A 21,318-nucleotide genomic window follows, 5' to 3' on the forward strand; every position below is an offset into this window, starting at 1 on the left:
GCAATGCGCGCCATCCCCCCTGCCGCGCTGGCCCTTGGGCTGGCTGGCCTGATCCCCTTCGTCTGGTCCGCGCTGACCGGCATGATCCCCGAATTGGGCCTGTGGACCGCGCAAACCATTGGCCCGCGGTTCTCCGGCCCCTATGTCGGGCTGTCCTATGGCACCGTGATCCTGTCGTTCATGTCCGGCGTCCTGTGGGGATTTGCGACCCGCGCCGGGTCTGCCAAGGTTGCCGCCAGCGGCTATGCCCTGTCGGTGATCCCGGCGCTGTGGGCCTTCCTCATGGTCGGCGGCGGCCCGATCAGCGCGGGCATGAACCTGATCTTCGGCTTCATCGGCCTTCTTGGGCTGGACTGGCTGTTCTGGCGTCATGGCCTTGCGCCGCCGTGGTGGATGCGCCTGCGCGTCCCGCTCAGCGTCATCGTCGTTCTGTGCCTTGGCACCAACGTATTCTTCTGACCCGCCGGAGGCCGCATGTCCCATACCCTGATCGCCTATACCGACGGTGCCTGCTCCGGAAACCCCGGCCCGGGCGGCTGGGGCGTGGTGCTGCAGGCGCTCACCGATGGCCACATCGTCAAGGAACGCGACCTCAAGGGCGGCGAGGCGCAGACAACCAACAACCGGATGGAACTGCTGGCGGCGATCAACGCCCTGGAAAGCCTGTCGCGCCCGTCCGCCATCACCATCGTGACCGATAGCACCTATGTCAAAAACGGGGTCACCGGCTGGATTCACGGGTGGAAGCGCAACGGCTGGAAAACCTCGGCGAAAAAGCCGGTCAAGAACGCGGAGCTGTGGCAACGCCTCGATGCGGCGCAGGCCCGCCATGACGTGACATGGGAATGGGTCAAGGGCCACGCCGGCCACCCCGAGAACGAGCGCGCGGATGAGCTGGCCCGCGCCGGAATGGCTCCGTTCAAACCCGCGCGCAAAGGCGCCTGATCACTGCACCTCGGCGGCCAGATCGGCCAGGATCGGGCAATCGGGCCGCGCGTCGCCCGCGCATTCCTCGACCAGGTGCGACAGCGTCGCGTGCATCGCCTGCAACTCCGCGATCTTCTTCTCGATCCGCGCCATGTGATCGCGCGCGATCGCCTTGACGTCTGCACTTGCGCGCGTGTCGTCCTCGTAAAGCGCCAGCAGCGTGCGGCACTCCTCGATCCCAAACCCAAGCGACCGCGCCCGCCCAAGGAACCGCAGCTTGTGCAAGTCCCGGTCGCGGAACTGCCTGTAGCCATTGCCGCCGCGCAACGGCGCAATCAGGCCGATATCCTCGTAATACCGGATCGTCTTGGCCGGCAGGCCCGATGTCTGTGCCACTTCGCCGATATTCATGGTGCGCCTCCTGTGCGTGTCTGGCCTGACATCGGATAAAGGTTCTAATCACTGGAATGTCAAGGTCACCAAACCGCGCTTGACCTTCCACCGCTGGAACCCTGACAAACACGCCAAACGCACAAGGAGGCTCCCATGACCCGATTCGCCGTCCCCGACATGAGCTGCGGCCACTGCACCGCCGCCATCGAGAAATCCATCAAGTCGATCGACGCGACCGCTGAGGTGGCCTGCGACCTGGACACACGGCAGGTCGAGGTGGACAGCGTCCTCGACACGGACGCCCTCTCCGAAGCAATTCGGCAGGCTGGCTACGACGCGACGCCGGCCTAGTGCCCCCACTTGGCACAAAGTGCCGGGTGGTGATCTGGCCATTCGACAAAACACCCTGCGCAAAATAGCGCCCGAAGGGCGCCGCGCATCGCCGCACCGCGGCCCGACGACTCGCGGCGCCTTAGCGCCTCAGCGCCCCTTCTTGTACCGCTGCCAAAACCACACCAGCAGAAGCGCCCCCAATAGCGCCCCCACGAACCCCGCCGCGATTCCCATCACGGCCAGCAGCGCGCGCAGCACCACGCCCCCGATCAGCGCCCCGGCGATGCCGATCGCCATCGTGGTCCAGATGTCCGCCTCGACCCGCATCAGCCGCGTCGCCAGGAACCCCGCCGCCGCGCCCACGATGATCAGCCAGATAATGCTCATTGCCTGTCCTCCCCTCCGGCGCGCCCCTGCGGCGCCCCAAACCGCGCCCCGGCCGCCAGCGGCATCCCGCGCAGGAACTCCGCCGCATCCTGCGCCCCGCGGCCCGCGCGTTGCAACCGCGTGATGCGCACGGCCCCGGTCCCGCAGGCAACGGTCAAACCACCCTCCGCCTGCGGCTCCAACACCTCGCCCGGCGCCCCGTCGCCCTCACCCACGCATGAACCCAGCAGCTTCACCCGCTGCCCGTTGATCACGGCCCACGCGCCGGGAAACGGCGACAGCCCGCGGATCTGGCGATCCACCGCCTCGGCCGGCCGGGTCCAGTCCACCGCCGCCTCGGCCTTGTCCACCTTCTCGGCATAGCACACCCCATCTTCGGGCTGCGTCTCCGGCTCCAGCGCATCCAGCCGCGCCAGCGCCTCCACGATCAACTCCGCCCCCATCCGCGACAGCCGATCATGCAAATCGCCGGTCGTCTCCTGAGGCCCGATCGGCGTAGCCCGCGACAACAGGACCGGCCCGGTATCCAGACCCGCCTCCATCTGCATGATGCAAACGCCGGTCTCGCGGTCGCCACCCATCACCGCCCGGTGTATCGGCGCCGCCCCCCGCCAACGCGGCAACAGGCTTGCATGGATGTTCAAACACCCCTTCGCCGGCGCATCCAGGATCGCCTGCGGCAGGATCAGGCCATACGCCACCACCACCGCCACATCGGCCTCCAGCGCGGCAAACGCCGCCTGCTCCTCGGCCCCGCGCAAACTGACCGGATGGCGCACGGGCAGGCCCAGCGCCTCCGCCCGCGCCTGTACGGGCGTCGGGCGGTCCTTCTTGCCGCGCCCGGCGGGCCGTGGCGGCTGACAATAGACCGCCGCCACCTCGTGCCCGGCCTCCACCAGCGCGTCCAGAACCGGAACCGAAAAATCGGGCGTCCCCATGAAGATCACGCGCATGCCAACCCCTTCATCTTGCCAAAAATACTCACAATTCCAACCGCCGCCGCCGGCGCCGGCCTATCCGATTTTGCGCGCCCGGCGCAGCAGCATGTCCCGCTTCACCTTGCTCAGCCGGTCGAAAAACATGCGCCCGTTCAGGTGATCGATCTGGTGCTGCACCGATGTCGCCCACAGGCCCACGAAATCGCGCTCTTCCATCTCGCCCTCGGCGTTCAGAAACCGCACCGTCACCGCACGGGGCCGCGCTATGCGTGCGAACACCCCCGGCAGGTTCGGACTGGCCTCGTCGTGCTCGCGCTTCTGCGCGCTGGCGTGCAGGATCTCGGGATTGGCCATGCGCACCGCCTGCCCCCGTCCCTCGGACGCATCGACCACCGCCAGGCGCTGCATCACGCCGACCTGCGGCGCCGCCAGCCCGACACCGGGCATCGCCTCCATCGTGTCGATCATGTCCTGCCACGTCTCGCACACATCTGGCGTGATCGCGTCCACCTGCGCCGCCGCGCTGCGAAGGCGCGTGTCGGGCCACGGGATGCAGCGGCGCACGGTCATGGCGCACCCAGCGCATAGGCACGCTCGGCCTCGGCGCGGGCCTCGGGCGTCAGCCGGTCCAGCGTCAGGATCCCATTCAGATGGTCCAGCTCATGCTGCGCGCAACGCGCCTCGAAGCCCCGCAGCGCAACCTCACGCACGCCGCCATCCACATCGCGGTACCGCAGCGTTACCGCCTCCGGCCGCTCAACCCCGGCCAAAACGCCGGGGATGGACAGGCACCCTTCCTCGCCGCTCACGGCTTCGCCGGATACCGACACGATCTCGGGATTGACGCAGACGCGCGGCGCGGGCGTGCCGTCCTTCCATCCGCAATCCATCACGAAGACCCGCTTGGCCACCCCCACCTGCGGCGCGGCCAGCCCGCGACCGGGCGCGTCATACATCGTCTCCAGCATATCGCGCACCAGATCGCCCACGTCCTCGTCCTCGGCCACCGGCACGCACACTTCGCACAGCAGCGGATCGGGCCATGTCACGATCGGCAACAGGGTCATGCCCGCGCCCGCTCGCGCTTGAGCTTTTGCATTTTGCGCGTGATCATCTGCCGCCTGAGCGGCTTGAGGTAGTCGATGAACAGCTTGCCGTTCAAATGGTCGATCTCGTGCTGCACGCAGGTCGCCCACAGCCCACCGAAATCCTGCTGCTGCTCATGCCCGTTCCGGTCGATCCAGCGCACGCTTACCTCCGACGGGCGCGTCACCTCGGCATATTGATCCGGGATCGACAAGCAGCCCTCGTCGTAGCTGCTCACCTCTTCCGACGACGCCACCACCTCGGGGTTGAACATCACCATGGGGCGCGGCGTCGCGCCGTCCTCCTTCTCGCAATCCAGCACGATCAACCGGCTGATCACCCCCACCTGCGGCGCCGCCAGGCCGATCCCGGGCGCGTCATACATGGTTTCCAGCATGTCATCAGCCAGCGTGCGCAACTCGTCCGACAAATCGGGCACAGCCGCGCACACCTTTTTCAGGCGCGGGTCGGGATGGATCAGGATCGAGCGTTTTGTCATGCCATGGATTTAGGATAAGCCCCACACGGGCGCAATGGCCCATTCCCGATGGCGCGGATGGCAGAGCGAAAATTCTCATAGGATCATGTTTTATTATTTCCATCAATTTCAGGACATTGCCCCATTCCTGACATTGCGACAAAATTTGCTTCCAATTTCCCGCCCGATATTGGATCACAATGCCCAAACCGGCCCACATCACCGCACCCGCGGGCATTGAAGCCGCGCAAGCACTGGCTAAGCTGCCCGCAAAAGGAGACCAGGATGAGCTTCGACGACATTATCGACCGCACAGGCACCCATTCCATGAAATGGGACATGATGGAGCCGATCTATGGCGTGCCCGCCGACGACGGCATTTCCATGTGGGTGGCCGACATGGACTTTCGCGCGCCCGATTGCATCCAGAACGAAATCGCCCGCATGCACGAGCACGGCATCTACGGTTATTTCGGCGATGACAGCGCCTACAAGCAGGCGATCATCTGGTGGATGCAGATCCGCCACGGCTGGCAGGTGCAGCCGGAATGGATCTTTACCACCCACGGGCTGGTCAATGGCACGGCGATGTGCGTGGACACATTCACCGACCCCGGTGATGGCGTGGTGCTGTTCACACCAGTCTACCACGCCTTCGCCAAGGTGATCAAAGCGAACGGCAGACGCGTCGTGGAATGCCCGCTGACCAACAACGACGGCCGCTACGAGATGGATTTCGACGCCTATGATGCCCGCCTCGACGGGAGCGAGCGGATGGTCGTCCTGTGCTCGCCTCACAACCCTGGTGGCCGCGTCTGGACGCAAGAAGAGCTGCAAGGCGTCGCCGATTTCGCCAAGCGCCACGACCTGATCATCGTCTCGGACGAGATCCATCATGACCTGGTCATGCCGGGGCAGTCCCACATCCCCATGGCCAATGTCGATGATAGCATCACCGATCGCCTGATCATGATGACCGCGACAACCAAGACCTTCAACATCGCGGGCAGCCACACCGGCAACGTCATCATCCCCGACCCCGAGCTGCGCGTGCGCTTTGGCGCGCGAATGGCAGGGCTGGGCCTGTCGCCCAACTCGTTCGGGCTGCACATGGCCACCGCCGCCTATTCGCCCGAAGGCGCGGCATGGGTGGACGATCTCACCCACTACCTCGACGCCAATCGCCGCCTGTTCGATGACGCGGTCAACGCCATTCCCGGCGTCGCCTCCATGCCGCTGCAATCGACCTACCTGGCGTGGGTCGATTTCTCGGGCACCGGCATGAGCCCGCAGGAATTCACCGACCGAGTGGAGAAAACCGCCCGCATCGCCATCAACCACGGGCCGACCTTCGGCCTGGGCGGCAACGATTTCCTGCGCTTCAACCTGGCCACTCCGCGCGCATTGGTCGAACAGGCCATCGAGCGCCTGCAATCCGCGTTCTCGGATCTGCAATAACACCGCACCGCGCCCTTGCCGGGGCGCGGCCGACCATATATTGACAGGGCAGGCCTGCGGCGATGGCGTCGCCGCAGGGGCCGGGCCAGACGGCGCCGCGCCCCGGGCCCGCGGATCACGATCCGCCGCGTCCTGAACGCCGGGACCTTTCAGGAGGGTCTGGCACGCACAGGTATCAGGCCCCAAACCCCGGAGGCCTGACCATGACACAACGTCCACAATTCTACCGTTTCCACCAGGGCGAGCGACAGCTGCCCTTTGACGCCACCGAGTATGACGCGCGCCTTGCCGGGCTGCGCCGGATCATGGCCGCGCGCGGGGTCGAAGCGGCGGTTTTTACCTCGATGCAGAACATCGCCTATTACTCGGGGTTCCTCTACTGCGCGTTCGGGCGGCCCTATGGCCTTGTCGTCACGGCCTCCGATTGCGTGACCATCAGCGCCGGCATCGACGGGGCGCAACCGTGGCGCCGTAGCCATGGCGATGCGATCACCTACACCGACTGGCAGCGCGACAATTACTGGCGCGCGGTCGCCTCCGTCACCGGCCCCGGCCGCACCATCGGGGTTGAGGGCGATCACCTGACGCTGACCGCCTCCGCCGCGCTGGATACCTTCCTTGCGCCCGCCGCGCGCGTCGATCTGGCCGCCGCCACCATGCGCCAGCGTATGTATAAATCCCCGGCCGAGCTGGACCTGATCCGCGCGGGCGCCGCCGTGGCCGATATCGGCGGCCATGCGATCCGCGATGCCATCCACCCCGGCGCGCGCGAGATCGACATCGCCATCGCCGGGCGCGACGCGATGGAGCTTGAGATCGCCCGCCGTTTCCCGCAGGCTGAGTACCGCGACACCTGGGTATGGTTCCAATCCGGCATCAACACCGACGGCGCCCACAACCCCGTCACCTCGCGTGCGCTACGGCCCGGCGATATCCTGTCGCTCAACACCTTTCCGATGATCTCGGGTTACTACACCGCACTTGAGCGCACTTTGTTCCTGCACGAGGCGGACGCCGACAGCCTGCGCATCTGGCGCGCCAACGTCGCCGCGCACGAACTGGGCCTGAGCCTTTTGAAACCCGGCATGCGCTGCGCCGAGATCACCGAGCGGATCAACACCTTCTTCGCCGAGCGCGACCTGCTGCAATACCGCAGCTTTGGCTACGGGCATTCCTTTGGCATCCTGTCGCACTACTATGGCCGCGAAGCGGGGCTGGAGCTGCGCGAGGATGTCGATACCGTGCTGGAGCCGGGCATGGTCATCTCGATGGAACCGATGCTAACCATCCCCGAAGGGCAGCCCGGCGCCGGTGGCTACCGCGAACACGACATCGCCATCATCACCGAGGACGGCCACGAGAACATCACCGGCTTTCCCTACGGCCCCGAGGCCAACATCGTGGTCTGATACGCCCGCACGCGCGTCGTGCGTCAGGGGCCGATCAGGGCCACTGGCGCATCCTCGTCGCGCGCGAAATCCAACGGTGCGCTATCGTGGGCGGCGGTGATGCGCTTGAACTCATAGTGCATCTCGCCGCCCTCTTCGGCGCTGGCGATGATCAGGCACTGCGACAGGTGCCGCGCGCCATCATAAAGATCAACCAAACCGCGTAGGTGCGGCGCTTCTTCCGCCTCCAGCGCGAAACCGTCATCCCACAGTCGCAGCACCGGCCAGGTCTGGTCATCCACCATGATTCGCAACCGGCTGCTGCGCTTAAGCTCGCGTTTGCGGGCCTCTTCCAGCCCTTGCTGGACTTCACGGGACAAGAATGTGCTCATGGCAGCGCCTCCGACGGATCATGACATCAAGGATGACGCATTCATACGCACGGTCAAGTGAAGGTTTCGCAAACATCGGGGTGGGGGCGCTGTGCACACGCGCAGAGATCATGCGCGGCGGTGGGCCTATCGGCACGCGCGCCCTGCTCCTAGGTACAAACGCATGACACAACATGGCGGGAGCCGGAGATGACATTGAGCGAACGGTCGAAAAGCCGCGCATCGTCGGGCCGCGGTGCGGCGATGCGCGGCGGCCTGCGGCCGCTATTTCGCGCAGGATCATTCACGCCCCGGGTGATGAACACCAGGGTTTGCGGCGAGGAACAGGAGTATTGAACAATGGGCCAACTGGTTGACGGCGTCTGGCACGACACATGGTACGACACCTCCAAATCCGGGGGGCGCTTCGTGCGCTCCACCTCGGCATTTCGCAACTGGGTTACCCCCGATGGCACCGCCGGCCCCTCGGGCGAGGGCGGCTTTAGCGCCGAAAGCGGGCGCTATCACCTCTATGTCAGCCACGCCTGCCCTTGGGCGCACCGCACCCTGATCTTTCGCACCCTGAAGGGACTGACCGATCACATCAGCGTCTCGGTCGTGCATCCTGACATGCTCTCGGACGGGTGGACCTTCGCCACCGATTTCCCCGGCGCCACCGGCGATACGCTCTATGGCCATGACTTCCTGCGCGACATCTACCTGCGCGCCGATCCCGGCATCTCGGGCCGGGTCACGGTTCCGGTCCTGTGGGACAAGCAGCGCGAAACGATCGTCTCGAATGAAAGCGCCGAGATCATCCGCATGTTCAACTCGGCCTTCGACGCGATCACCGGTAACCACGATGATTACTGGCCCAAGGACCTGCGCGACAGCATCGAAGAGGTCAACGCCCGCGTTTACGACACCGTCAACAACGGCGTCTACAAATCCGGCTTCGCCACCACGCAAAAGGCCTACGACGAGGCGGTGCACGCTCTCTTTGACAGCCTCGACTGGCTGGAACAGCGCCTTGGGCAGGGGCGCTACCTGATGGGCGCTCGCCTGACCGAGGCGGACTGGCGCCTGTTCACAACCCTGATCCGTTTCGACCCGGTCTATCACCTGCATTTCAAGTGCAACCGCCGGCGCATCGTGGATTATCCCAACCTGTGGGGGTTTACCCGCGATCTGTATCAACACCCCGGCGTGGCCGAAACGGTGAACCTCGATCATATCGTGCGCCACTACCACTACAGTCACGCGACGATCAATCCGCACCGCATCATCCCGATCAACCCGATCCTGGATTATGACGCCCCGCACGGGCGCGGCTAGGGTCCGTTTCAAAAAGGCGCGCCATTCACAATCGTGCCCCGGATCGCTGAGCGATCCGGTTCGCACCCGACCCCGCACCTAAGCCCGGCGCGGACGTCCGAAATGTTCGACCATCGCGGCCAGGTCTTCGGGCGGGGTGCCGGTGCGCAGGAACGCGCAGGCGTTCCCGCAATGCTGGAAGATCGAGCCATCTGAAAAGAATGTCGTGTTGGTCACAAAGATCACCCGCGCATCGGGGCGCCGGTAGTTGGCGTAATCGGCCACCGCCAGCGCGCTGCCCTGAGCCACCAGAAGATCAAGGATAATGACGCTGACATCATCGGCCCGCAGCGCCTCGATCGCGCTATCCTGATCGGGGACCAGCGTGACAATGGCGCCTTGCCTCTCGAGATGCCTTTGCCACAGGCGTCCAAGTTCGGGTTCAGGCTCGACAATCAATACTCTCATTAACACACCCTCCAAGGGCGCCCGCTACTTCGTTAACAGGCGGCACTCCCCATACTGTGTTATTGGGGAAAAATTGCTAACAATTGGTTAACAAGCTCCAAATCAGTCTTAACATCCTTGCATCCACACGGATTTTGCGCAACTCCGCCCGCATGGCCCCGGCAGCAAGGAAATGAGCGGATATGACAGGCAATCGCATGCCCCCCATCGCGGCGCAACAGCCCCCCGCGCGCGACCATGGCGGCGGGATCGATGCGGCGGCACGGCGGTATGGCGGCGCGCGCGCCGACTGGATCGACCTGTCCACCGGCATCAACCCGGTGCCCTACCCCTTGCCGCCGCTGCCACCTGAGGCCTGGACGGCCCTGCCCGACCACGCCGCGCAAACCGCCCTCACGCTTAGCGCCCGCGCGCTTTGGTCGGTGCCGGACGGCGCCGCCATCCTTGCCGCGCCGGGCGCCTCGGCACTGATCGCGCGCATCCCCGCGCTGCACCCCGCCGGCACCGCGCACATCCCCGGCCCCACGTATAACGAGCACGCCGCCGCCTTCCGCGCCCACGGCTGGCAGATCACCGAGACGGGCACGGGCACGCCCGCGCAGGCGCAAGTCGCCGTGCACCCCAACAACCCCACCGGCGCGTGGGCCGACCCCGATACCCTGACCGCGCCGCTCTGCATCATCGACGAAAGCTTTTGCGACATCGCACCGGATCGGTCGCTGATCGCGCAGGCCGCGCGCCCCGGCTGCATCGTGATCAAGAGCTTTGGCAAGTTCTGGGGACTGGCGGGGATGCGCCTTGGCTTTGCCATCGGCGATCCCGCCCTGATCGACCGGCTGGCCGGGATGCTGGGCCCGTGGCCGGTGTCCGGCCCGGCGCTGCGTGTCGGACAAATCGCGCTGTCCGATACCGCCTGGGCCAAGGAGACGCGCGCGCGCCTGGCGGGTGACGCCGCCCGCCTTGATGCGCTGATGACCGGCGCGGGCGCGCGGGTGCAGGGCGGCACGCCGCTGTTTCGGCTCTATCACGTCGGAGATGCGCAGGACTGGCAGACCCGCCTTGCCCACGCCCATATCTGGACCCGCACGTTCCCCTATTCGCGCCATTGGCTGCGGCTGGGCCTGCCCGCGCCCGATGACTGGCCCCGGATCGAGGCGGCGCTTTGACCCTACTGCTGGCGCTCCTTCTCGATGCCGCTGCGGGCGAGCCGCGCTGGCTCTGGTCGCGGGCGCCGCATCCGGCGGTCCTGATGGGGCGGGCAGTGGCATGGTGCGACGCGCGGTTCAATACCGGCAATGCGCGGCGGCTGCGTGGAATCGCCGTGATCGCCGCGCTGACACTTGCGGCGGGGATGCTGGGCGCCGCGCTGTCGCTCTTGGGTCCCGTGGCCGAAATCCTGATCGCCGCGATCCTGTTGGCGCAGCGCTCGCTCATCGATCACGTCACCGCCGTGGCCACCGCGCTGCGCGCCTCGCTGGCCGGTGGGCGCAGCGCCGTCGCCATGATCGTCAGCCGCGACACCACCGCGATGGACCGCAGTGCCATCGCCCGCGCCGCGATAGAATCCGCCGCCGAGAACCTCAGCGATGGCGTCATCGCACCGGCGTTCTGGTTCGCGGTGGCGGGTCTGCCGGGGCTGCTGATCTACAAGGCCGTCAACACCGCCGACAGCATGATCGGCTACCGCAGCCCCCGTTACCTGCGCTTCGGCTGGGCGGCGGCGCGGCTGGATGATGTGCTCAACCTGATCCCCGCGCGCCTGACGGCGGCCCTGATCGCGCTGACCAACGGGTGCTTGCGCGATTGGCGCGCCATCGCCCGGGACGCCGCCAAGCACCGCTCGCCCAACGCCGGCTGGCCCGAGGCGGCGCTGGCGCATGGCCTGAACCTCGCGCTGGCCGGACCGCGCAGCTATAACGGCACGGCGCAGGATTTTCCGTGGGTCAACGCCGCCGGGCGCAAGCACCTCTTGCCCCAAGACATCGAAGACGCCGCCGCCGCACTTTGGCGGGCCTGGGGCGCGGGCGTTGCGCTGGCAGTTCTGATCGCTCTTTTCTGATTGGCTCAGGCTGCTATGGTCGGGGCAATCGCAACAACCCAAGATAGCCCCCCATGCGCATTTCAACCCTGATTGCCCTCTCCCTCACGCTCGCGGCGGCCCCCGCTTTTGCCAAAACGCCCTGCGGCGGCAGCTTTTCCAGCTTCGTCGCCGACCTGAAACAAGAGGCACAGGCGCGCGGCCATGATCGCGCCACGGTCGAGCGGTTCTTTGCCTCGGTGCGCCAAGACGGCGAAGTGCTGCGTGCCGACCGCGCGCAGGGGTTTTTCCAAAAACCGTTTACCGAGTTTGCCCGCAGCCTGATCTCGTCCAACCGCATGCAGCACGGACAGGCCAACGCCCGCAAATGGGATAGCCTGTTCACCCATATCGAAGAAAGCTACGGCGTGTCGCGCGGTATCCTTCTGGCGTTCTGGGCGTTTGAGACGGATTACGGCGGCTTTCAGGGCAACACCAACACCCGCGATGCGCTGGTCACGCTGGCGCATGATTGCCGCCGCCCGCACCTGTTCCGCCCGCAGGTGTTCGACGCGCTGACCCTGTTCTCGCGCGGGGACCTGGACCCCGAGCGCACCACCGGCGCCTGGGCGGGCGAGATCGGCATGGTGCAAATGCTGCCCTCCGACATCATCGAAAACGGCGTGGATGGCGATGGCGACGGGCATGTCAGCCTGAAAACCTCGCCCCCCGACGCGCTGATGTCGGGCGCCAAAATGCTGCGCAGCCTCGGCTGGCGCGCAGGGGAGCCGTGGCTGCAAGAGGTGCAGGTACCGGCCAGCATGGACTGGTCCCAAAGCGGCATTGATACCACGATGCGCGCCGCCCGCTGGCAGCAAATGGGCGTGCGCCCCCGCTCGGGCAGCCTGCTGGCACCCAACCTGCCCGCCAGCCTGATCCTGCCGCAGGGGCACAAGGGGCCGGCGTTCTTGGCCTACCCCAATTTCAACGTGCTTTTCGAATGGAATCAAAGTTTTACCTACGTCCTGACCGCCGCCTATTTCGCCACCCGGCTTGAAGGCGCGCCGGTGTTCGACCCCGGCAACCCCGACCCGGGCCTTGGACGCGCGCAGATGAAGCAGCTACAGCGCAAGCTGGCCGCGCGCGGTCATGACGTGGGCGGCGTCGATGGCATCCTCGGCGCCGGCACCCGCGCCGCCGTGCAAGCCGAACAGGCCCGCCTTGGCCTACCCGCCGACGCATGGCCCACACCGGCGTTGCTGAACAGGTTGTGAGCGGCGCGCCCCCGCGCGAATAGCGCCGCAAGCGCCGGGCGAGCGCCTGCCCGGCTTGTGGCTTGCGCAGGGGCGTCACTCAATAGGGCACACCCCGTCTCAGGCCACCATCGCCTCGGCCTTCTTCAGGTCCACGGAAACCAGTTGGCTAACCCCGTGTTCGGCCATCGTCACGCCGAACAGGCGGTCCATCCGGGCCATCGTCACCGCGTGGTGCGTGATGATCAGGAACCGCGTCTCGGTGCGGCGGCACATCTCGTCCAGCAGATCGCAGAACCGGGTCACGTTGGCATCGTCCAGCGGCGCATCGACCTCGTCCAGCACGCAAATAGGCGCCGGGTTGGCCAGGAACACCGCAAAGATCAGCGCCAGCGCGGTCAGCGTCTGTTCACCGCCCGACAGCAGCGACAGCACCGACAGCTTCTTGCCCGGCGGCTGGCACATGATCTCAAGCCCCGCCTCCAGCGGATCGTCGCTTTCCACCAGTACAAGCTTGGCCTCGCCGCCGCCGAACAGATGCGCGAACAGCAGCGCGAAGTTGCTGTTCACCTGCTCGAACGCGGTCAGCAGCCGCTCGCGCCCCTCGCGGTTGAGGCTGGCAATGCCGCTGCGCAACGCCTTGATCGCTTCTTCCAGATCGGCCTTTTCCGATTGCAGCGCGTCGTGCTCTTCCTGAACCTCGCGCGCGTCCTCCTCGGCCCGCAGGTTGACCGACCCCAGCGCGTCGCGCTGCCGGCGCAGTCGGCTCACATCCGCCTCGATCGCCTCGGCGCCCGGCATATCCTCCGGCGCCACGTCCAGCGCGTCCAGTAGGGCATCGGGCGTGCTGTTCAACTCCTCGGAAATGCGCTCTGCCGCCTCGCTCACGCGCTCGCGCGCGGCTTCGGCGCGGGCCTCGGCGCCAGCGCGGGCCTCGCGGGCCTCGCTGGCGGCGCGCTCGGCGTCGCGCTCGGCCTGCTCGGCCCGACGCAGCGCCGCTTCGCCCGCCGATAGCGCATCCGCCGCCGCCGCACGCCGCGCCTCGGCCTGCGTGATCGAGCCGTCCAGCTCGGCGCGCTGCGTCGCGATCTGCTCGGGGGCGGCGCTGGCTTCCTGCAGTTCCTCTTCGGCGCGGGTCTTGCGCTCGATCAGCTCATTGCTGCGCGCCTCGGCGGTTTCCAGACGGTGCCGCCAGCCGCTGATCTCCTTGGTCAGTTGTTGACCGCGCGCGCGCCGCGCCTCGCCCTCGCGCTTGACCTCGTCATGCGCCGAGCGCCGCGCCATCATGGTCATGCGCGCGGCCTCAACCGTCATGCGCAGGTCCTCGACACGGGCGCGCATCGCGTCCAGATCGTCCAGCTCCTCAAGCCCCGCCTCGGCCTCCTTGACCTGCGCACGCGCGGCCATCGCCTCGTCCTCGTGGCGCGTCACCGCCAGGCCAAGGCTTTCCAGCCGCGATTCGGCCAGATTGCTGTCCGCCTCCGCCCGGCTCAGGGCACGGCCCGCCTCGGTCAGGCGCGCATCGGCGGCGCGGCGGGCCTCGCGGGCCTCCTTGTCGGCGCGGGCCTGCTGCTCCAGTTCCGCGCTGAGCGTGTCATGCGCCTGCCGGGCGGCATCGGCGCGGGCGGTGGCGCGCGCGACCTGCTGCTTGAGATCCTCCAAACGGTTCAACTGCTCCAGCCGTAGCGCCGCCGCGCTCGGCCCGTCCTCGGCCCAGGCGCGGTAGCCGTCCCAGCGCCACAAATCGCCCTCCTGGCTGACCAACCGCTGACCGGGCTGCAACAGCGGCTGTAGCCGCGCGCCCTCGTCCGGGTCAACCAGCCCGATCTGCCCCATCCGCCGGGCCAACACATCGGGCACCGACACGTGATTGCTCAGCGCCGTAACCCCCGCCGGCAACGCGGCAGGCGCGTCATAGCCGGGGATGACAACCCATCCCGACGGGCCGTCGGCGGCCACCTCGGGCGCGCGCAGATCATCGGCCAGCGCCGCGCCCAGCGCCTTCTCGAACCCCTGTTCGACCTGCAGGCGGTCAACGATCTGCCCGCCCTCGGCGGTGTCCCGTTCCAACAGACGCGCCAGCGCCGATGCCTCCGCGCCCAGCGCGTTCAACTCGCCCTCGGCCTCGGACTTCTCGGCGCGCACATCGGCCTCGCGCGCCTGCGTTTCGGCCCGTGCGGCCTCGGCGGCCAACAGCGCCTCGTCGGCGGCGGCGGCGGCCTTTTGCGCCGATGTCTGCTCGGCCTCGGCCGCCTCAAACGCGGCGTTGGCCTGCCACAATGCCTCGCGCGCCTCCTCCATCGCGGTGCGGGCCTTGGTCGCCTCCGCCTCGCTGCGGGCCTCGGTCTTGCGGCTATCCTCCACAAGGCGCGTCGCCGATTGGTGCCGCGCCGCCAGCCGCGCAACATCCTCCGTCACCTGCGACAGGTCCGCCTCGCGCGCCTCAAGAACCCGGGCGGCATCGGCGGCTTCCTCGGCGGCCTCCGCCAGGCGGTCCTCGTGCCCCTCGCCCGCCTTTTGCAGCTCCCGCGCCTCCCACTCCAGGCGCTCCACTGTTTCGCCCGCGTCGCGGTTCAGGCCCGTCTCGCGCGCGATGTCGTGGCCCAACTGCTCGATCCGCGCCTCCAGCGTCTCGATCGCCTCACGCGCGCGCGCTTCCTGATCGGCCAACGTGTCGCGCTGCACCTGCAAGCGTTGCAGGATCGCCGCCGCGACCGCCTCTTCCTCGCGCAGGGGCGGCAGGGCCTCCTCGGCCTCCGCGCGCGCGCGCGCCGCCTCGCGCGCGGTGCGCTCGGCCTCACCTGCGGCAACGCTGCGCTGGCGCAAAACCTCGCCCGCCTCATGCAGCGCGGCGTCGGCCTCTTTCCACCGGCGATACAGCAGCATCCCCTCGGCCTGCCGCAACTCCGCCCCGATCGCGCGATAGCGCTTTGCCTGCTTGGCCTGCCGCTCAAGCTGCGACAACTGGCTTGCCAGTTGCTCGATCACGTCATCGATCCGCGACAGGTTCGCCTCGGTGTTCTTGAGCTTCAACTCCGCCTCGTGGCGGCGCTGGTACAGGCCGGAGATCCCCGCCGCCTCTTCCAATATGCGGCGGCGCGATTTCGGCTTGGCGTTGATCAGCTCCGCGATCTGCCCCTGCCGCACCAAGGCCGGGCTATGCGCCCCGGTCGAGGCATCGGCAAACAGCATCTGCACGTCGCGCGCGCGCACGTCCTTGCCGTTGACCTTGTAGGCGCTGCCCACGTCGCGCGTGATCCGCCGCACGATATCGAGGCTGTCGGAATCGTTGAACCCCGCCGGCGCCAGCCGATCGGAATTGTCCAAATGCAGGCTCACCTCGGCAAAGTTGCGCGCCGGGCGACTGGCCGCACCGGCGAATATCACGTCCTCCATGCCCCCGCCGCGCATCGCCGTCGGGCGGTTTTCCCCCATGACCCAGCGCAGAGCCTCCAAAAGGTTGGATTTGCCGCACCCGTTCGGCCCCACAACCCCCGTCAGCCCGTCCCGGATCAACAGGTCGGTGGGGTCGACGAAGCTTTTGAAGCCGGTCAGTCTGATCTTGGAAAAGCGCACTGGCCAGGTTCCCATCACGGTCGGGGGTGATTCCGCCCCATGGGCAAGACTGTCTGCGCGACCCCGCCCCTGTCAACGGATCAGACCCCGCATATGGGGATACGGGGGAAGTTATCCACAATATATTGGCAATTTTCGGCCGATTAGGCCGTAGGGGCGCGCTAGAGATGATCGCAGGCGCGCTCCTATATCGACATTCTCAATCTTAGAAACCGCAACACGCCCTAATCGCACGCCAGTATCCCCAAAATCAGCGCCGGATCGCCCCGCACCTCCTTGACCGCGCAGCCACTGACCTGCGTCATCGCAACCGCCGCCCGTTCCGCAACCGGGCCAAGGCGCGGCGCGTATTCGGGGTTGCGGCGCACTGCCTCAATCAACCGGCCCTTGCGGCGCAGGTCGAACGTGCTGCCATCCACCGTCACCCGCACAGGCGCGATGCCGCGAAAATACGGGCTGGGCCCGCCGCAAGCGCCCAGCGCCCCCACCAGCAGCAGGGCGCCAAGCCGTATCAACACAGCCCGCCACATCCCGCCACATTCCACGCCAATCGTTAACACCGCGTTACCGCGCCCGCGCGGGAAACAAGTTGCCGCGCCGCACCGCCCTGCCTATGTTTCCCCCGAGACAAACCAGCTTGGGGGGCCCATGCCGTTTCGCAGGATTCAGCCGGAAAAACTATCGCTCGCGGTTTCGCGCCAGATCGAGCTGCTGATACTGCGCGGCATCCTGCGCCCAGGTGAGCGCCTCCCGTCCGAGCGCGAGCTGGCCGAGCGGCTGGGCGTCTCGCGCCCCTCCCTGCGCGACGCGGTGGCTGAACTGCAGGACAAGGGCCTGCTGACCACCCGCGCCGGCGCCGGCATCTACGTGGCCGATGTTCTGGGCGGGGCGTTTTCTTCGGCGCTGGTCAAGCTGTTCGCGTCCCATGACGAGGCGGTGTTCGACTACATCTCGTTTCGCCGCGACATGGAAGGGCTGGCGGCCGAACGCGCCGCGCGGCTGGCATCGGACACCGACCTGCGCGTCATCCAGACGGTCCTGGACAAGATGGAAGCCGCCCATACCAAGCGGAACCCGGCGGACGAGGCCCGCCTTGATGCCGATTTCCACCTCGCGATCATCGAGGCCAGCCATAACATCATCATGCTGCACATGATGCGCTCGATGTATCAGCTCCTGCGCGAGGGGGTGTTTTACAACCGCCAGATCATGTTCAAGCAGCGCACCACGCGCGACATGCTGCTGGATCAGCACCGCGCCATCAACGAAGGGCTGCAAGCGCGCGACCCCGACGCCGCGCGGCGCGCGGTCGAGGCGCACCTGAACTACGTCGAACGCGCCCTCACCGATCAGCAAACTGCCGACCGGAACGAGGATATCGCCCGACTGCGGCTGGACCACGAACAAACCCGCCGTAATTAGGGGGCGGTGATGACCTTGCGCGGCCGTTGAGGCATTGCACCAAAGCGCGGAATCGAGGCGCGTTGCGCCGCCGCGCAGCGCCCGACCGCCCCCGTCGCACCAGAGGTGCGCGGCGTATCGTCGGCACGCCTCTGGCGTGACGGGCGGGCACTGCGAGGCTTCTCAATTGATCGCCCTATGTTCGCTCAAGGCCATACGCTACCAATACCCCCAACGAAAGAACCCCGGCCGCAGGGGCCGGGGCTCATTGCCTTGGTGCAGTAGGGCGGGCGGCCCTTAGTGCAGCTTTTCGTCCACCTCTTTGATGGCCTCGTCGATCAGGGAATTGCCCTGCGCGGCGGTCATCTGCTTGGTGATCACGTCGTTGGCCGCGCCAATGGCGATGGCGATGGCCTGGTCGCGGACCTGCTTGATCGCCTTGGCCTCGGCCGACGCGATCTGATCCTCGGCCGCCTGCTTGCGGCGCTCGATCGACACCTTGATGTCTTCCTTGGCCTGCTCGGCCGCGGCCGACGCTTCGCTCTTGGCATGGCTGACGATCCGGTCCGCCTGCTCCTGCACTTCCTTTTGCTTGCGCTCGTAGGACGCCAGCAACGCCTGCGCCTCCTCGCGCAACGCGCGCGCCTCGTCCAGCTCGGCCTTGATGCCGGCGGCGCGCTTGTCCAAAAGCCCCATCAACAGGCCGGGCACCTTAAGGTACAGCAGCACCCCCACGAACAGCAAAAAGCCGAGCGTGACGATGAAGTTGGTGTTGCCCAGCGAAAAGAACGGGCCCGACGCCGCCATCGCGGGCGTCGCAGCGGCCAGGGCGCCGGTGGTGAGAATTGCCAGTTTACGCATGTCTCTTACCCCTTCAGCCGGGCGTTGACGGCCGCGGTCACGGTGCGTGCATCGGCCTTGGCGCCCATTGCGGCGACCACCTCCTTGGCGGTCTCCTTGGCCACTTCCTTGACGCTTTCGGTCGCGTTGGCCTGGATCTCGGCGATTTTCTTTTCGCCCTCGGCGGTCTTTGCCGCGATCTCTTCATCGGCTTCGCGCATGGCTTCGTCAAGGTCTGCCTTGATCTCGGCCTTGGTCTCGGCAACGATCCGGTTCGCCTCGGTGCGGGCATCGGCCAGCGCCTTGTTATAGGCGTCCTCGGCCTCGGCGGCCTTGGCCTTCAGGTCCTCGGCGGCGGCGATATCGTTGGAAATGGTTCCCTTGCGTTCGGCCAGAACCGCGGCGATGCGGGGCAGCGCGATACGCGACAGGATGAAATAGATCGCGACCAGCGTCACCAGAAGCCAGAAGATCTGGTTGCTGTAGGTCGAGAAATCCAGTTGCGGCATGCCCGGAGCTGCCGCCTCGGCGGCCTGACCTGCGGCCTCGTGCGTTTCAGTCGCCATGTCGTCCTCCTTGGGAACTTGCCATTTACACCGGGCGGACGCGCATCGCGTCCCCCCGGCCGTAAGGATCGTGTTCCGCTTGGATCAGACGGCGAACATCAGCAGAAGCGCGACGAGGAACGAGAAAATCCCGAACGCCTCGGCAAACGCGATGCCGATGAAAAGCATGGCAGTCTGACCGGCCGCAGCCGAAGGGTTGCGCAGCGCGCCGGACAGGAAGTTGCCGACGATGTTGCCCACACCGATGGCCGAGCCGCCCATGCCGGTACATGCCAGACCTGCGCCGATGTATGCGCCCATTTGTACGATATCGCCTTCCATGTGATCTCTCCTTACGTTGGAATTGGCTTGAATTTCTGACCCTGCCTTAGTGCGAGGGATGCAGCGCATCCTTCAGGTACACGCAGGTCAGGATGGTGAAAACGTAGGCCTGAACAAAGGCCACGAGCACTTCGAGTGCATACATCGCGCCGATGGCGATGACCGAGATCGGGGCGATGGCGGCAACCGCCGCAAAGCCCGCGAAAACCTTGAGAACCGCGTGCCCGGCCATCATGTTGCCCCCCAGACGAATGGAGTGGCTCAGCGGGCGCACGAAATAGGACATCAGCTCGATGATCGCCAGAACCGGCCGCAGCGCCAGCGGCGCCTCCTGAACCCAGAACAGGCCCAGGAACTTCGCACCATTCAGGACGAAACCAAGGACCGTCACGGTCAGGAACACCATCAGCGCCATCGTCGCGGTCACCGCGATATGGCTGGTGGTGGTAAAGGCCATCGGCAGAAGGCCAAGGAAGTTGGCCATCACGATGAACATGAACAGGGTCATCACGTAGGGGAAGTATTTCACGCCCTCCTTGCCGGTGATGTCCTCAAGCATCTTGTAGACAAATCCGTAGGCCAGTTCGCCAACCGATTGCGTGCGCGACGGCACGATCGCCCGGCGCGACGTTCCCAGAACCAAAAGCGCCGTCACCGCGACAATAGCCAGCGCCATCCACAGCGTCACGTTGGTGATGGTGTACCACGCCACGGTGTCGCCCCCGAACAGAGGCTCGACCTTGAACTGGTCCATCGGGTGAAGAACCAGACCGCCTTCTTCGCCTTGCGCTTCAGTCGCCATTTCCGTTCCTCTCGTCGTCATCAGCCCGCCGGGCCGCATCCGTTGTCTCGTCGTCGGGGTCGGCCGCCGGCCTGCCCGCCTGTCTGCGCTGTAGCTCGTTCGCGGATCGCAGCATCGTCTTGATGCCCGCGGCGAGGCCCAGCAATGTGAACAGCACCAGGAAAAGGGGGATCGTCCCCAACAGGCGATCCAGCCCGTACCCAATGCCAAAACCGATCATCAGACCGGCAACCAGTTCCGTCACCATCCGCCAGGCATGTTGCGCCTGGCTGTGCGGCTCGCCCTTTTGGGGGCGCGGCTCACGCGCCTTCTTGTAGGCCCCAAGCCGCTCTTCGAGCTGCTTCATACGGCTTTCGCGATCCGGATCTGTCACGCGCACTCGCCCCCTCGACGGTTGCGCTGTTGCTAGTGTGCGCAGCGCCCCGAGTCAAGCGGCCACAAACGCGCAGGCGGCGCCCGATAACATGCTGTAATATATTGATATTCAGAATTCTCCGACGAGGGCGGCAGGGGCGCGTGGCGGCACCGGGCGTCGAAACCCATATTCAACCATTCAGTTGACCATGGTGCACCCCCCGCATTAGATACAGGCATGGACACACAGCTTGACGCCGTCTTTGCCGCCCTTGCCGATCCGACCCGCCGCGCGATCCTGTCGCTGCTGCTTGAGGATGACATGGCCGTCACCGACGTGGCCGAGCCGTTCGAGATGTCGCTGGCCGCGATCTCCAAGCACCTCGCGATCCTCGCCGGTGCGGGCCTGATCAGCCAGGAAAAGCACGGCCGCGTCAAGTGGTGCAAGCTGGAGCCATACGCCCTGCGCGCCGCCAGCATATGGATGCAGGGCTTTGGCCAGTTCGAGCCGGTCAACCTCGACGCGTTCGAACGCTTCCTCGCGGTCGAGCTGACGGACGACGCGCAGGATCAGGGTTGAACTCTATCGGGGCAGTACCAATGCGCGTCCTGCGCCACCCTCACACCCCAATCAAACAGCATTTCCC

General features: G+C 66.4%; 27 protein-coding genes. 12 read left to right on the forward strand and 15 right to left on the reverse strand.

Annotated features, from left to right (window positions below; all coding sequences use genetic code 11):
* Window positions 1–3: 3 nt before the first annotated feature.
* Window positions 4–459, forward strand: a complete 456-nt coding sequence (locus G568_RS0106195; protein WP_026757210.1) for a DUF3429 domain-containing protein — start codon at window positions 4–6, stop codon at window positions 457–459.
* A 15-nt stretch (window positions 460–474) separates the two neighbouring features.
* Window positions 475–945 carry a ribonuclease HI gene (gene rnhA, locus G568_RS0106200; protein WP_026757211.1) on the forward strand — a complete coding sequence of 157 codons (471 nt, stop codon included), beginning with the start codon at window positions 475–477 and terminating at the stop codon, window positions 943–945.
* Here rnhA and cueR read toward each other — a convergent pair whose 3' ends face one another.
* Window positions 946–1,338, reverse strand: a complete 393-nt coding sequence (cueR, locus tag G568_RS0106205) for a Cu(I)-responsive transcriptional regulator (protein WP_026757212.1) — start codon at window positions 1,336–1,338, stop codon at window positions 946–948.
* Window positions 1,339–1,473: 135 nt separating this feature from the next.
* On the opposite strand from cueR, the gene G568_RS0106210 reads away from it, so the two are divergent.
* Window positions 1,474–1,671, forward strand: a complete 198-nt coding sequence (locus G568_RS0106210) for a heavy-metal-associated domain-containing protein (protein WP_026757213.1) — start codon at window positions 1,474–1,476, stop codon at window positions 1,669–1,671.
* A gap of 129 nt (window positions 1,672–1,800) precedes the next feature.
* Here G568_RS0106210 and G568_RS0106215 read toward each other — a convergent pair whose 3' ends face one another.
* The 5 genes from G568_RS0106215 to def (G568_RS0106235) are packed head-to-tail and all read right to left on the reverse strand — an operon-like array spanning window position 1,801 to window position 4,563.
* Window positions 1,801–2,040, reverse strand: a complete 240-nt coding sequence (locus G568_RS0106215) for a GlsB/YeaQ/YmgE family stress response membrane protein (RefSeq protein WP_026757214.1) — start codon at window positions 2,038–2,040, stop codon at window positions 1,801–1,803.
* Complete coding sequence (gene fmt, locus G568_RS0106220) at window positions 2,037–2,993, reverse strand: methionyl-tRNA formyltransferase (protein ID WP_026757215.1); 957 nt, start codon at window positions 2,991–2,993, stop codon at window positions 2,037–2,039. Before fmt ends, G568_RS0106215 begins: the two co-directional genes overlap by 4 nt.
* A 60-nt stretch (window positions 2,994–3,053) precedes the next feature.
* Window positions 3,054–3,548, reverse strand: a complete 495-nt coding sequence (def, locus tag G568_RS0106225; protein ID WP_026757216.1) for a peptide deformylase — start codon at window positions 3,546–3,548, stop codon at window positions 3,054–3,056.
* On the reverse strand, window positions 3,545–4,045 hold the full coding sequence (gene def / locus G568_RS0106230) for a peptide deformylase (RefSeq protein ID WP_026757217.1): 501 nt from the start codon (window positions 4,043–4,045) through the stop codon (window positions 3,545–3,547). Before def (G568_RS0106230) ends, def (G568_RS0106225) begins: the two co-directional genes overlap by 4 nt.
* Window positions 4,042–4,563: a peptide deformylase gene (def, locus tag G568_RS0106235; RefSeq protein ID WP_037373783.1), complete on the reverse strand. Its 522-nt coding sequence runs from the start codon at window positions 4,561–4,563 to the stop codon at window positions 4,042–4,044. Before def (G568_RS0106235) ends, def (G568_RS0106230) begins: the two co-directional genes overlap by 4 nt.
* Window positions 4,564–4,827: 264 nt before the next feature.
* Between def (G568_RS0106235) and G568_RS0106240 the strand changes: the two genes are divergently transcribed.
* Together G568_RS0106240 and G568_RS0106245 are read left to right on the forward strand one after the other, a co-directional pair.
* Complete coding sequence (locus tag G568_RS0106240) at window positions 4,828–6,000, forward strand: MalY/PatB family protein (RefSeq protein WP_026757219.1); 1,173 nt, start codon at window positions 4,828–4,830, stop codon at window positions 5,998–6,000.
* Window positions 6,001–6,203: 203 nt separating this feature from the next.
* A complete protein-coding gene (locus tag G568_RS0106245; RefSeq protein WP_026757220.1) occupies window positions 6,204–7,409 on the forward strand; it encodes an aminopeptidase P family protein in 1,206 nt (401 codons plus the stop codon).
* A 23-nt stretch (window positions 7,410–7,432) separates the two neighbouring features.
* Here the strand turns inward: G568_RS0106245 and G568_RS0106250 are convergent, their stop codons facing one another.
* Complete coding sequence (locus G568_RS0106250) at window positions 7,433–7,780, reverse strand: hypothetical protein (RefSeq protein ID WP_026757221.1); 348 nt, start codon at window positions 7,778–7,780, stop codon at window positions 7,433–7,435.
* Between the two features lie 189 nt (window positions 7,781–7,969).
* Here G568_RS0106250 and G568_RS20220 point away from each other — a divergent pair, with 189 nt between their 5' ends.
* Together G568_RS20220 and G568_RS0106255 are read left to right on the forward strand one after the other, a co-directional pair.
* Window positions 7,970–8,116, forward strand: a complete 147-nt coding sequence (locus G568_RS20220) for a hypothetical protein (protein ID WP_157084311.1) — start codon at window positions 7,970–7,972, stop codon at window positions 8,114–8,116.
* 3 nt (window positions 8,117–8,119) lie between these two features.
* Window positions 8,120–9,094 carry a glutathione S-transferase family protein gene (locus G568_RS0106255; RefSeq protein ID WP_026757222.1) on the forward strand — a complete coding sequence of 325 codons (975 nt, stop codon included), beginning with the start codon at window positions 8,120–8,122 and terminating at the stop codon, window positions 9,092–9,094.
* Between the two features lie 78 nt (window positions 9,095–9,172).
* Here the strand turns inward: G568_RS0106255 and G568_RS0106260 are convergent, their stop codons facing one another.
* Window positions 9,173–9,541, reverse strand: a complete 369-nt coding sequence (locus G568_RS0106260) for a response regulator transcription factor (RefSeq protein ID WP_026757223.1) — start codon at window positions 9,539–9,541, stop codon at window positions 9,173–9,175.
* Between the two features lie 182 nt (window positions 9,542–9,723).
* On the opposite strand from G568_RS0106260, the gene G568_RS0106265 reads away from it, so the two are divergent.
* Genes G568_RS0106265 through G568_RS0106275 form a run of 3 tightly spaced genes read left to right on the forward strand, consistent with a single transcriptional unit; the run spans window position 9,724 to window position 12,832 of the window.
* Complete coding sequence (locus G568_RS0106265; RefSeq protein WP_245582891.1) at window positions 9,724–10,707, forward strand: threonine-phosphate decarboxylase; 984 nt, start codon at window positions 9,724–9,726, stop codon at window positions 10,705–10,707.
* Window positions 10,704–11,600: an adenosylcobinamide-phosphate synthase CbiB gene (cbiB, locus tag G568_RS0106270; protein WP_026757225.1), complete on the forward strand. Its 897-nt coding sequence runs from the start codon at window positions 10,704–10,706 to the stop codon at window positions 11,598–11,600. The genes G568_RS0106265 and cbiB overlap by 4 nt, the downstream gene beginning before the upstream one ends.
* A gap of 53 nt (window positions 11,601–11,653) precedes the next feature.
* Window positions 11,654–12,832 carry a lytic murein transglycosylase gene (locus G568_RS0106275; protein ID WP_026757226.1) on the forward strand — a complete coding sequence of 393 codons (1,179 nt, stop codon included), beginning with the start codon at window positions 11,654–11,656 and terminating at the stop codon, window positions 12,830–12,832.
* Between the two features lie 99 nt (window positions 12,833–12,931).
* On the opposite strand, the gene G568_RS0106280 is transcribed toward G568_RS0106275, so the two are convergent.
* Together G568_RS0106280 and G568_RS0106285 are read right to left on the reverse strand one after the other, a co-directional pair.
* Window positions 12,932–16,387, reverse strand: a complete 3,456-nt coding sequence (locus tag G568_RS0106280) for a chromosome segregation SMC family protein (RefSeq protein ID WP_026757227.1) — start codon at window positions 16,385–16,387, stop codon at window positions 12,932–12,934.
* A 224-nt stretch (window positions 16,388–16,611) separates the two neighbouring features.
* Window positions 16,612–16,902 (reverse strand): hypothetical protein, encoded by a 291-nt coding sequence (locus G568_RS0106285; RefSeq protein ID WP_026757228.1) that lies wholly within the window; start codon window positions 16,900–16,902, stop codon window positions 16,612–16,614.
* Between the two features lie 133 nt (window positions 16,903–17,035).
* Here G568_RS0106285 and G568_RS0106290 point away from each other — a divergent pair, with 133 nt between their 5' ends.
* Entirely contained in the window at window positions 17,036–17,809 is a 774-nt protein-coding gene (locus G568_RS0106290) for a FadR/GntR family transcriptional regulator (RefSeq protein ID WP_026757229.1), read from the forward strand.
* A 276-nt stretch (window positions 17,810–18,085) separates the two neighbouring features.
* Here the strand turns inward: G568_RS0106290 and G568_RS0106295 are convergent, their stop codons facing one another.
* From G568_RS0106295 to G568_RS0106315, 5 genes are all read right to left on the reverse strand, one after another.
* Window positions 18,086–18,649 carry a F0F1 ATP synthase subunit B gene (locus tag G568_RS0106295; RefSeq protein WP_026757230.1) on the reverse strand — a complete coding sequence of 188 codons (564 nt, stop codon included), beginning with the start codon at window positions 18,647–18,649 and terminating at the stop codon, window positions 18,086–18,088.
* Between the two features lie 5 nt (window positions 18,650–18,654).
* Window positions 18,655–19,194, reverse strand: coding sequence for a F0F1 ATP synthase subunit B' (locus G568_RS0106300; protein ID WP_026757231.1), 540 nt, complete (start codon window positions 19,192–19,194; stop codon window positions 18,655–18,657).
* Window positions 19,195–19,278: 84 nt separating this feature from the next.
* Window positions 19,279–19,515 carry a F0F1 ATP synthase subunit C gene (locus G568_RS0106305; protein WP_026757232.1) on the reverse strand — a complete coding sequence of 79 codons (237 nt, stop codon included), beginning with the start codon at window positions 19,513–19,515 and terminating at the stop codon, window positions 19,279–19,281.
* 46 nt (window positions 19,516–19,561) lie between these two features.
* The gene (locus G568_RS0106310; RefSeq protein ID WP_026757233.1) at window positions 19,562–20,317 is read right to left on the reverse strand and encodes a F0F1 ATP synthase subunit A; all 756 of its coding nucleotides are present in this window, start codon (window positions 20,315–20,317) and stop codon (window positions 19,562–19,564) included.
* Window positions 20,307–20,690, reverse strand: a complete 384-nt coding sequence (locus G568_RS0106315; protein ID WP_026757234.1) for an AtpZ/AtpI family protein — start codon at window positions 20,688–20,690, stop codon at window positions 20,307–20,309. The genes G568_RS0106310 and G568_RS0106315 overlap by 11 nt, the downstream gene beginning before the upstream one ends.
* 219 nt (window positions 20,691–20,909) lie before the next feature.
* Here G568_RS0106315 and G568_RS0106320 point away from each other — a divergent pair, with 219 nt between their 5' ends.
* Entirely contained in the window at window positions 20,910–21,251 is a 342-nt protein-coding gene (locus G568_RS0106320; RefSeq protein ID WP_026757235.1) for an ArsR/SmtB family transcription factor, read from the forward strand.
* The last annotated feature ends 67 nt before the right edge of the window (window positions 21,252–21,318 follow it).

Origin of the sequence: Sediminimonas qiaohouensis DSM 21189, assembly GCF_000423645.1 — a bacterium.
Taxonomy (GTDB): Bacteria; Pseudomonadota; Alphaproteobacteria; order Rhodobacterales; family Rhodobacteraceae; genus Sediminimonas; species Sediminimonas qiaohouensis.

What these genes read in the sequence shown, in the direction of transcription:
- G568_RS0106195 (WP_026757210.1), top strand. Translation starts at nt 4, where the DNA reads ATGCGCGCCATCCCCCCTGCCGCGCTGGCCCTTGGGCTGGCTGGCCTG.
- rnhA (WP_026757211.1), top strand. Translation starts at nt 475, where the DNA reads ATGTCCCATACCCTGATCGCCTATACCGACGGTGCCTGCTCCGGAAAC.
- cueR (WP_026757212.1), bottom strand. Translation starts at nt 1,338, where the DNA reads ATGAATATCGGCGAAGTGGCACAGACATCGGGCCTGCCGGCCAAGACG.
- G568_RS0106210 (WP_026757213.1), top strand. Translation starts at nt 1,474, where the DNA reads ATGACCCGATTCGCCGTCCCCGACATGAGCTGCGGCCACTGCACCGCC.
- G568_RS0106215 (WP_026757214.1), bottom strand. Translation starts at nt 2,040, where the DNA reads ATGAGCATTATCTGGCTGATCATCGTGGGCGCGGCGGCGGGGTTCCTG.
- fmt (WP_026757215.1), bottom strand. Translation starts at nt 2,993, where the DNA reads ATGCGCGTGATCTTCATGGGGACGCCCGATTTTTCGGTTCCGGTTCTG.
- def (WP_026757216.1), bottom strand. Translation starts at nt 3,548, where the DNA reads ATGACCGTGCGCCGCTGCATCCCGTGGCCCGACACGCGCCTTCGCAGC.
- def (WP_026757217.1), bottom strand. Translation starts at nt 4,045, where the DNA reads ATGACCCTGTTGCCGATCGTGACATGGCCCGATCCGCTGCTGTGCGAA.
- def (WP_037373783.1), bottom strand. Translation starts at nt 4,563, where the DNA reads ATGACAAAACGCTCGATCCTGATCCATCCCGACCCGCGCCTGAAAAAG.
- G568_RS0106240 (WP_026757219.1), top strand. Translation starts at nt 4,828, where the DNA reads ATGAGCTTCGACGACATTATCGACCGCACAGGCACCCATTCCATGAAA.
- G568_RS0106245 (WP_026757220.1), top strand. Translation starts at nt 6,204, where the DNA reads ATGACACAACGTCCACAATTCTACCGTTTCCACCAGGGCGAGCGACAG.
- G568_RS0106250 (WP_026757221.1), bottom strand. Translation starts at nt 7,780, where the DNA reads ATGAGCACATTCTTGTCCCGTGAAGTCCAGCAAGGGCTGGAAGAGGCC.
- G568_RS20220 (WP_157084311.1), top strand. Translation starts at nt 7,970, where the DNA reads ATGACATTGAGCGAACGGTCGAAAAGCCGCGCATCGTCGGGCCGCGGT.
- G568_RS0106255 (WP_026757222.1), top strand. Translation starts at nt 8,120, where the DNA reads ATGGGCCAACTGGTTGACGGCGTCTGGCACGACACATGGTACGACACC.
- G568_RS0106260 (WP_026757223.1), bottom strand. Translation starts at nt 9,541, where the DNA reads ATGAGAGTATTGATTGTCGAGCCTGAACCCGAACTTGGACGCCTGTGG.
- G568_RS0106265 (WP_245582891.1), top strand. Translation starts at nt 9,724, where the DNA reads ATGACAGGCAATCGCATGCCCCCCATCGCGGCGCAACAGCCCCCCGCG.
- G568_RS0106275 (WP_026757226.1), top strand. Translation starts at nt 11,654, where the DNA reads ATGCGCATTTCAACCCTGATTGCCCTCTCCCTCACGCTCGCGGCGGCC.
- G568_RS0106290 (WP_026757229.1), top strand. Translation starts at nt 17,036, where the DNA reads ATGCCGTTTCGCAGGATTCAGCCGGAAAAACTATCGCTCGCGGTTTCG.
- G568_RS0106295 (WP_026757230.1), bottom strand. Translation starts at nt 18,649, where the DNA reads ATGCGTAAACTGGCAATTCTCACCACCGGCGCCCTGGCCGCTGCGACG.
- G568_RS0106300 (WP_026757231.1), bottom strand. Translation starts at nt 19,194, where the DNA reads ATGGCGACTGAAACGCACGAGGCCGCAGGTCAGGCCGCCGAGGCGGCA.
- G568_RS0106305 (WP_026757232.1), bottom strand. Translation starts at nt 19,515, where the DNA reads ATGGAAGGCGATATCGTACAAATGGGCGCATACATCGGCGCAGGTCTG.
- G568_RS0106310 (WP_026757233.1), bottom strand. Translation starts at nt 20,317, where the DNA reads ATGGCGACTGAAGCGCAAGGCGAAGAAGGCGGTCTGGTTCTTCACCCG.
- G568_RS0106320 (WP_026757235.1), top strand. Translation starts at nt 20,910, where the DNA reads ATGGACACACAGCTTGACGCCGTCTTTGCCGCCCTTGCCGATCCGACC.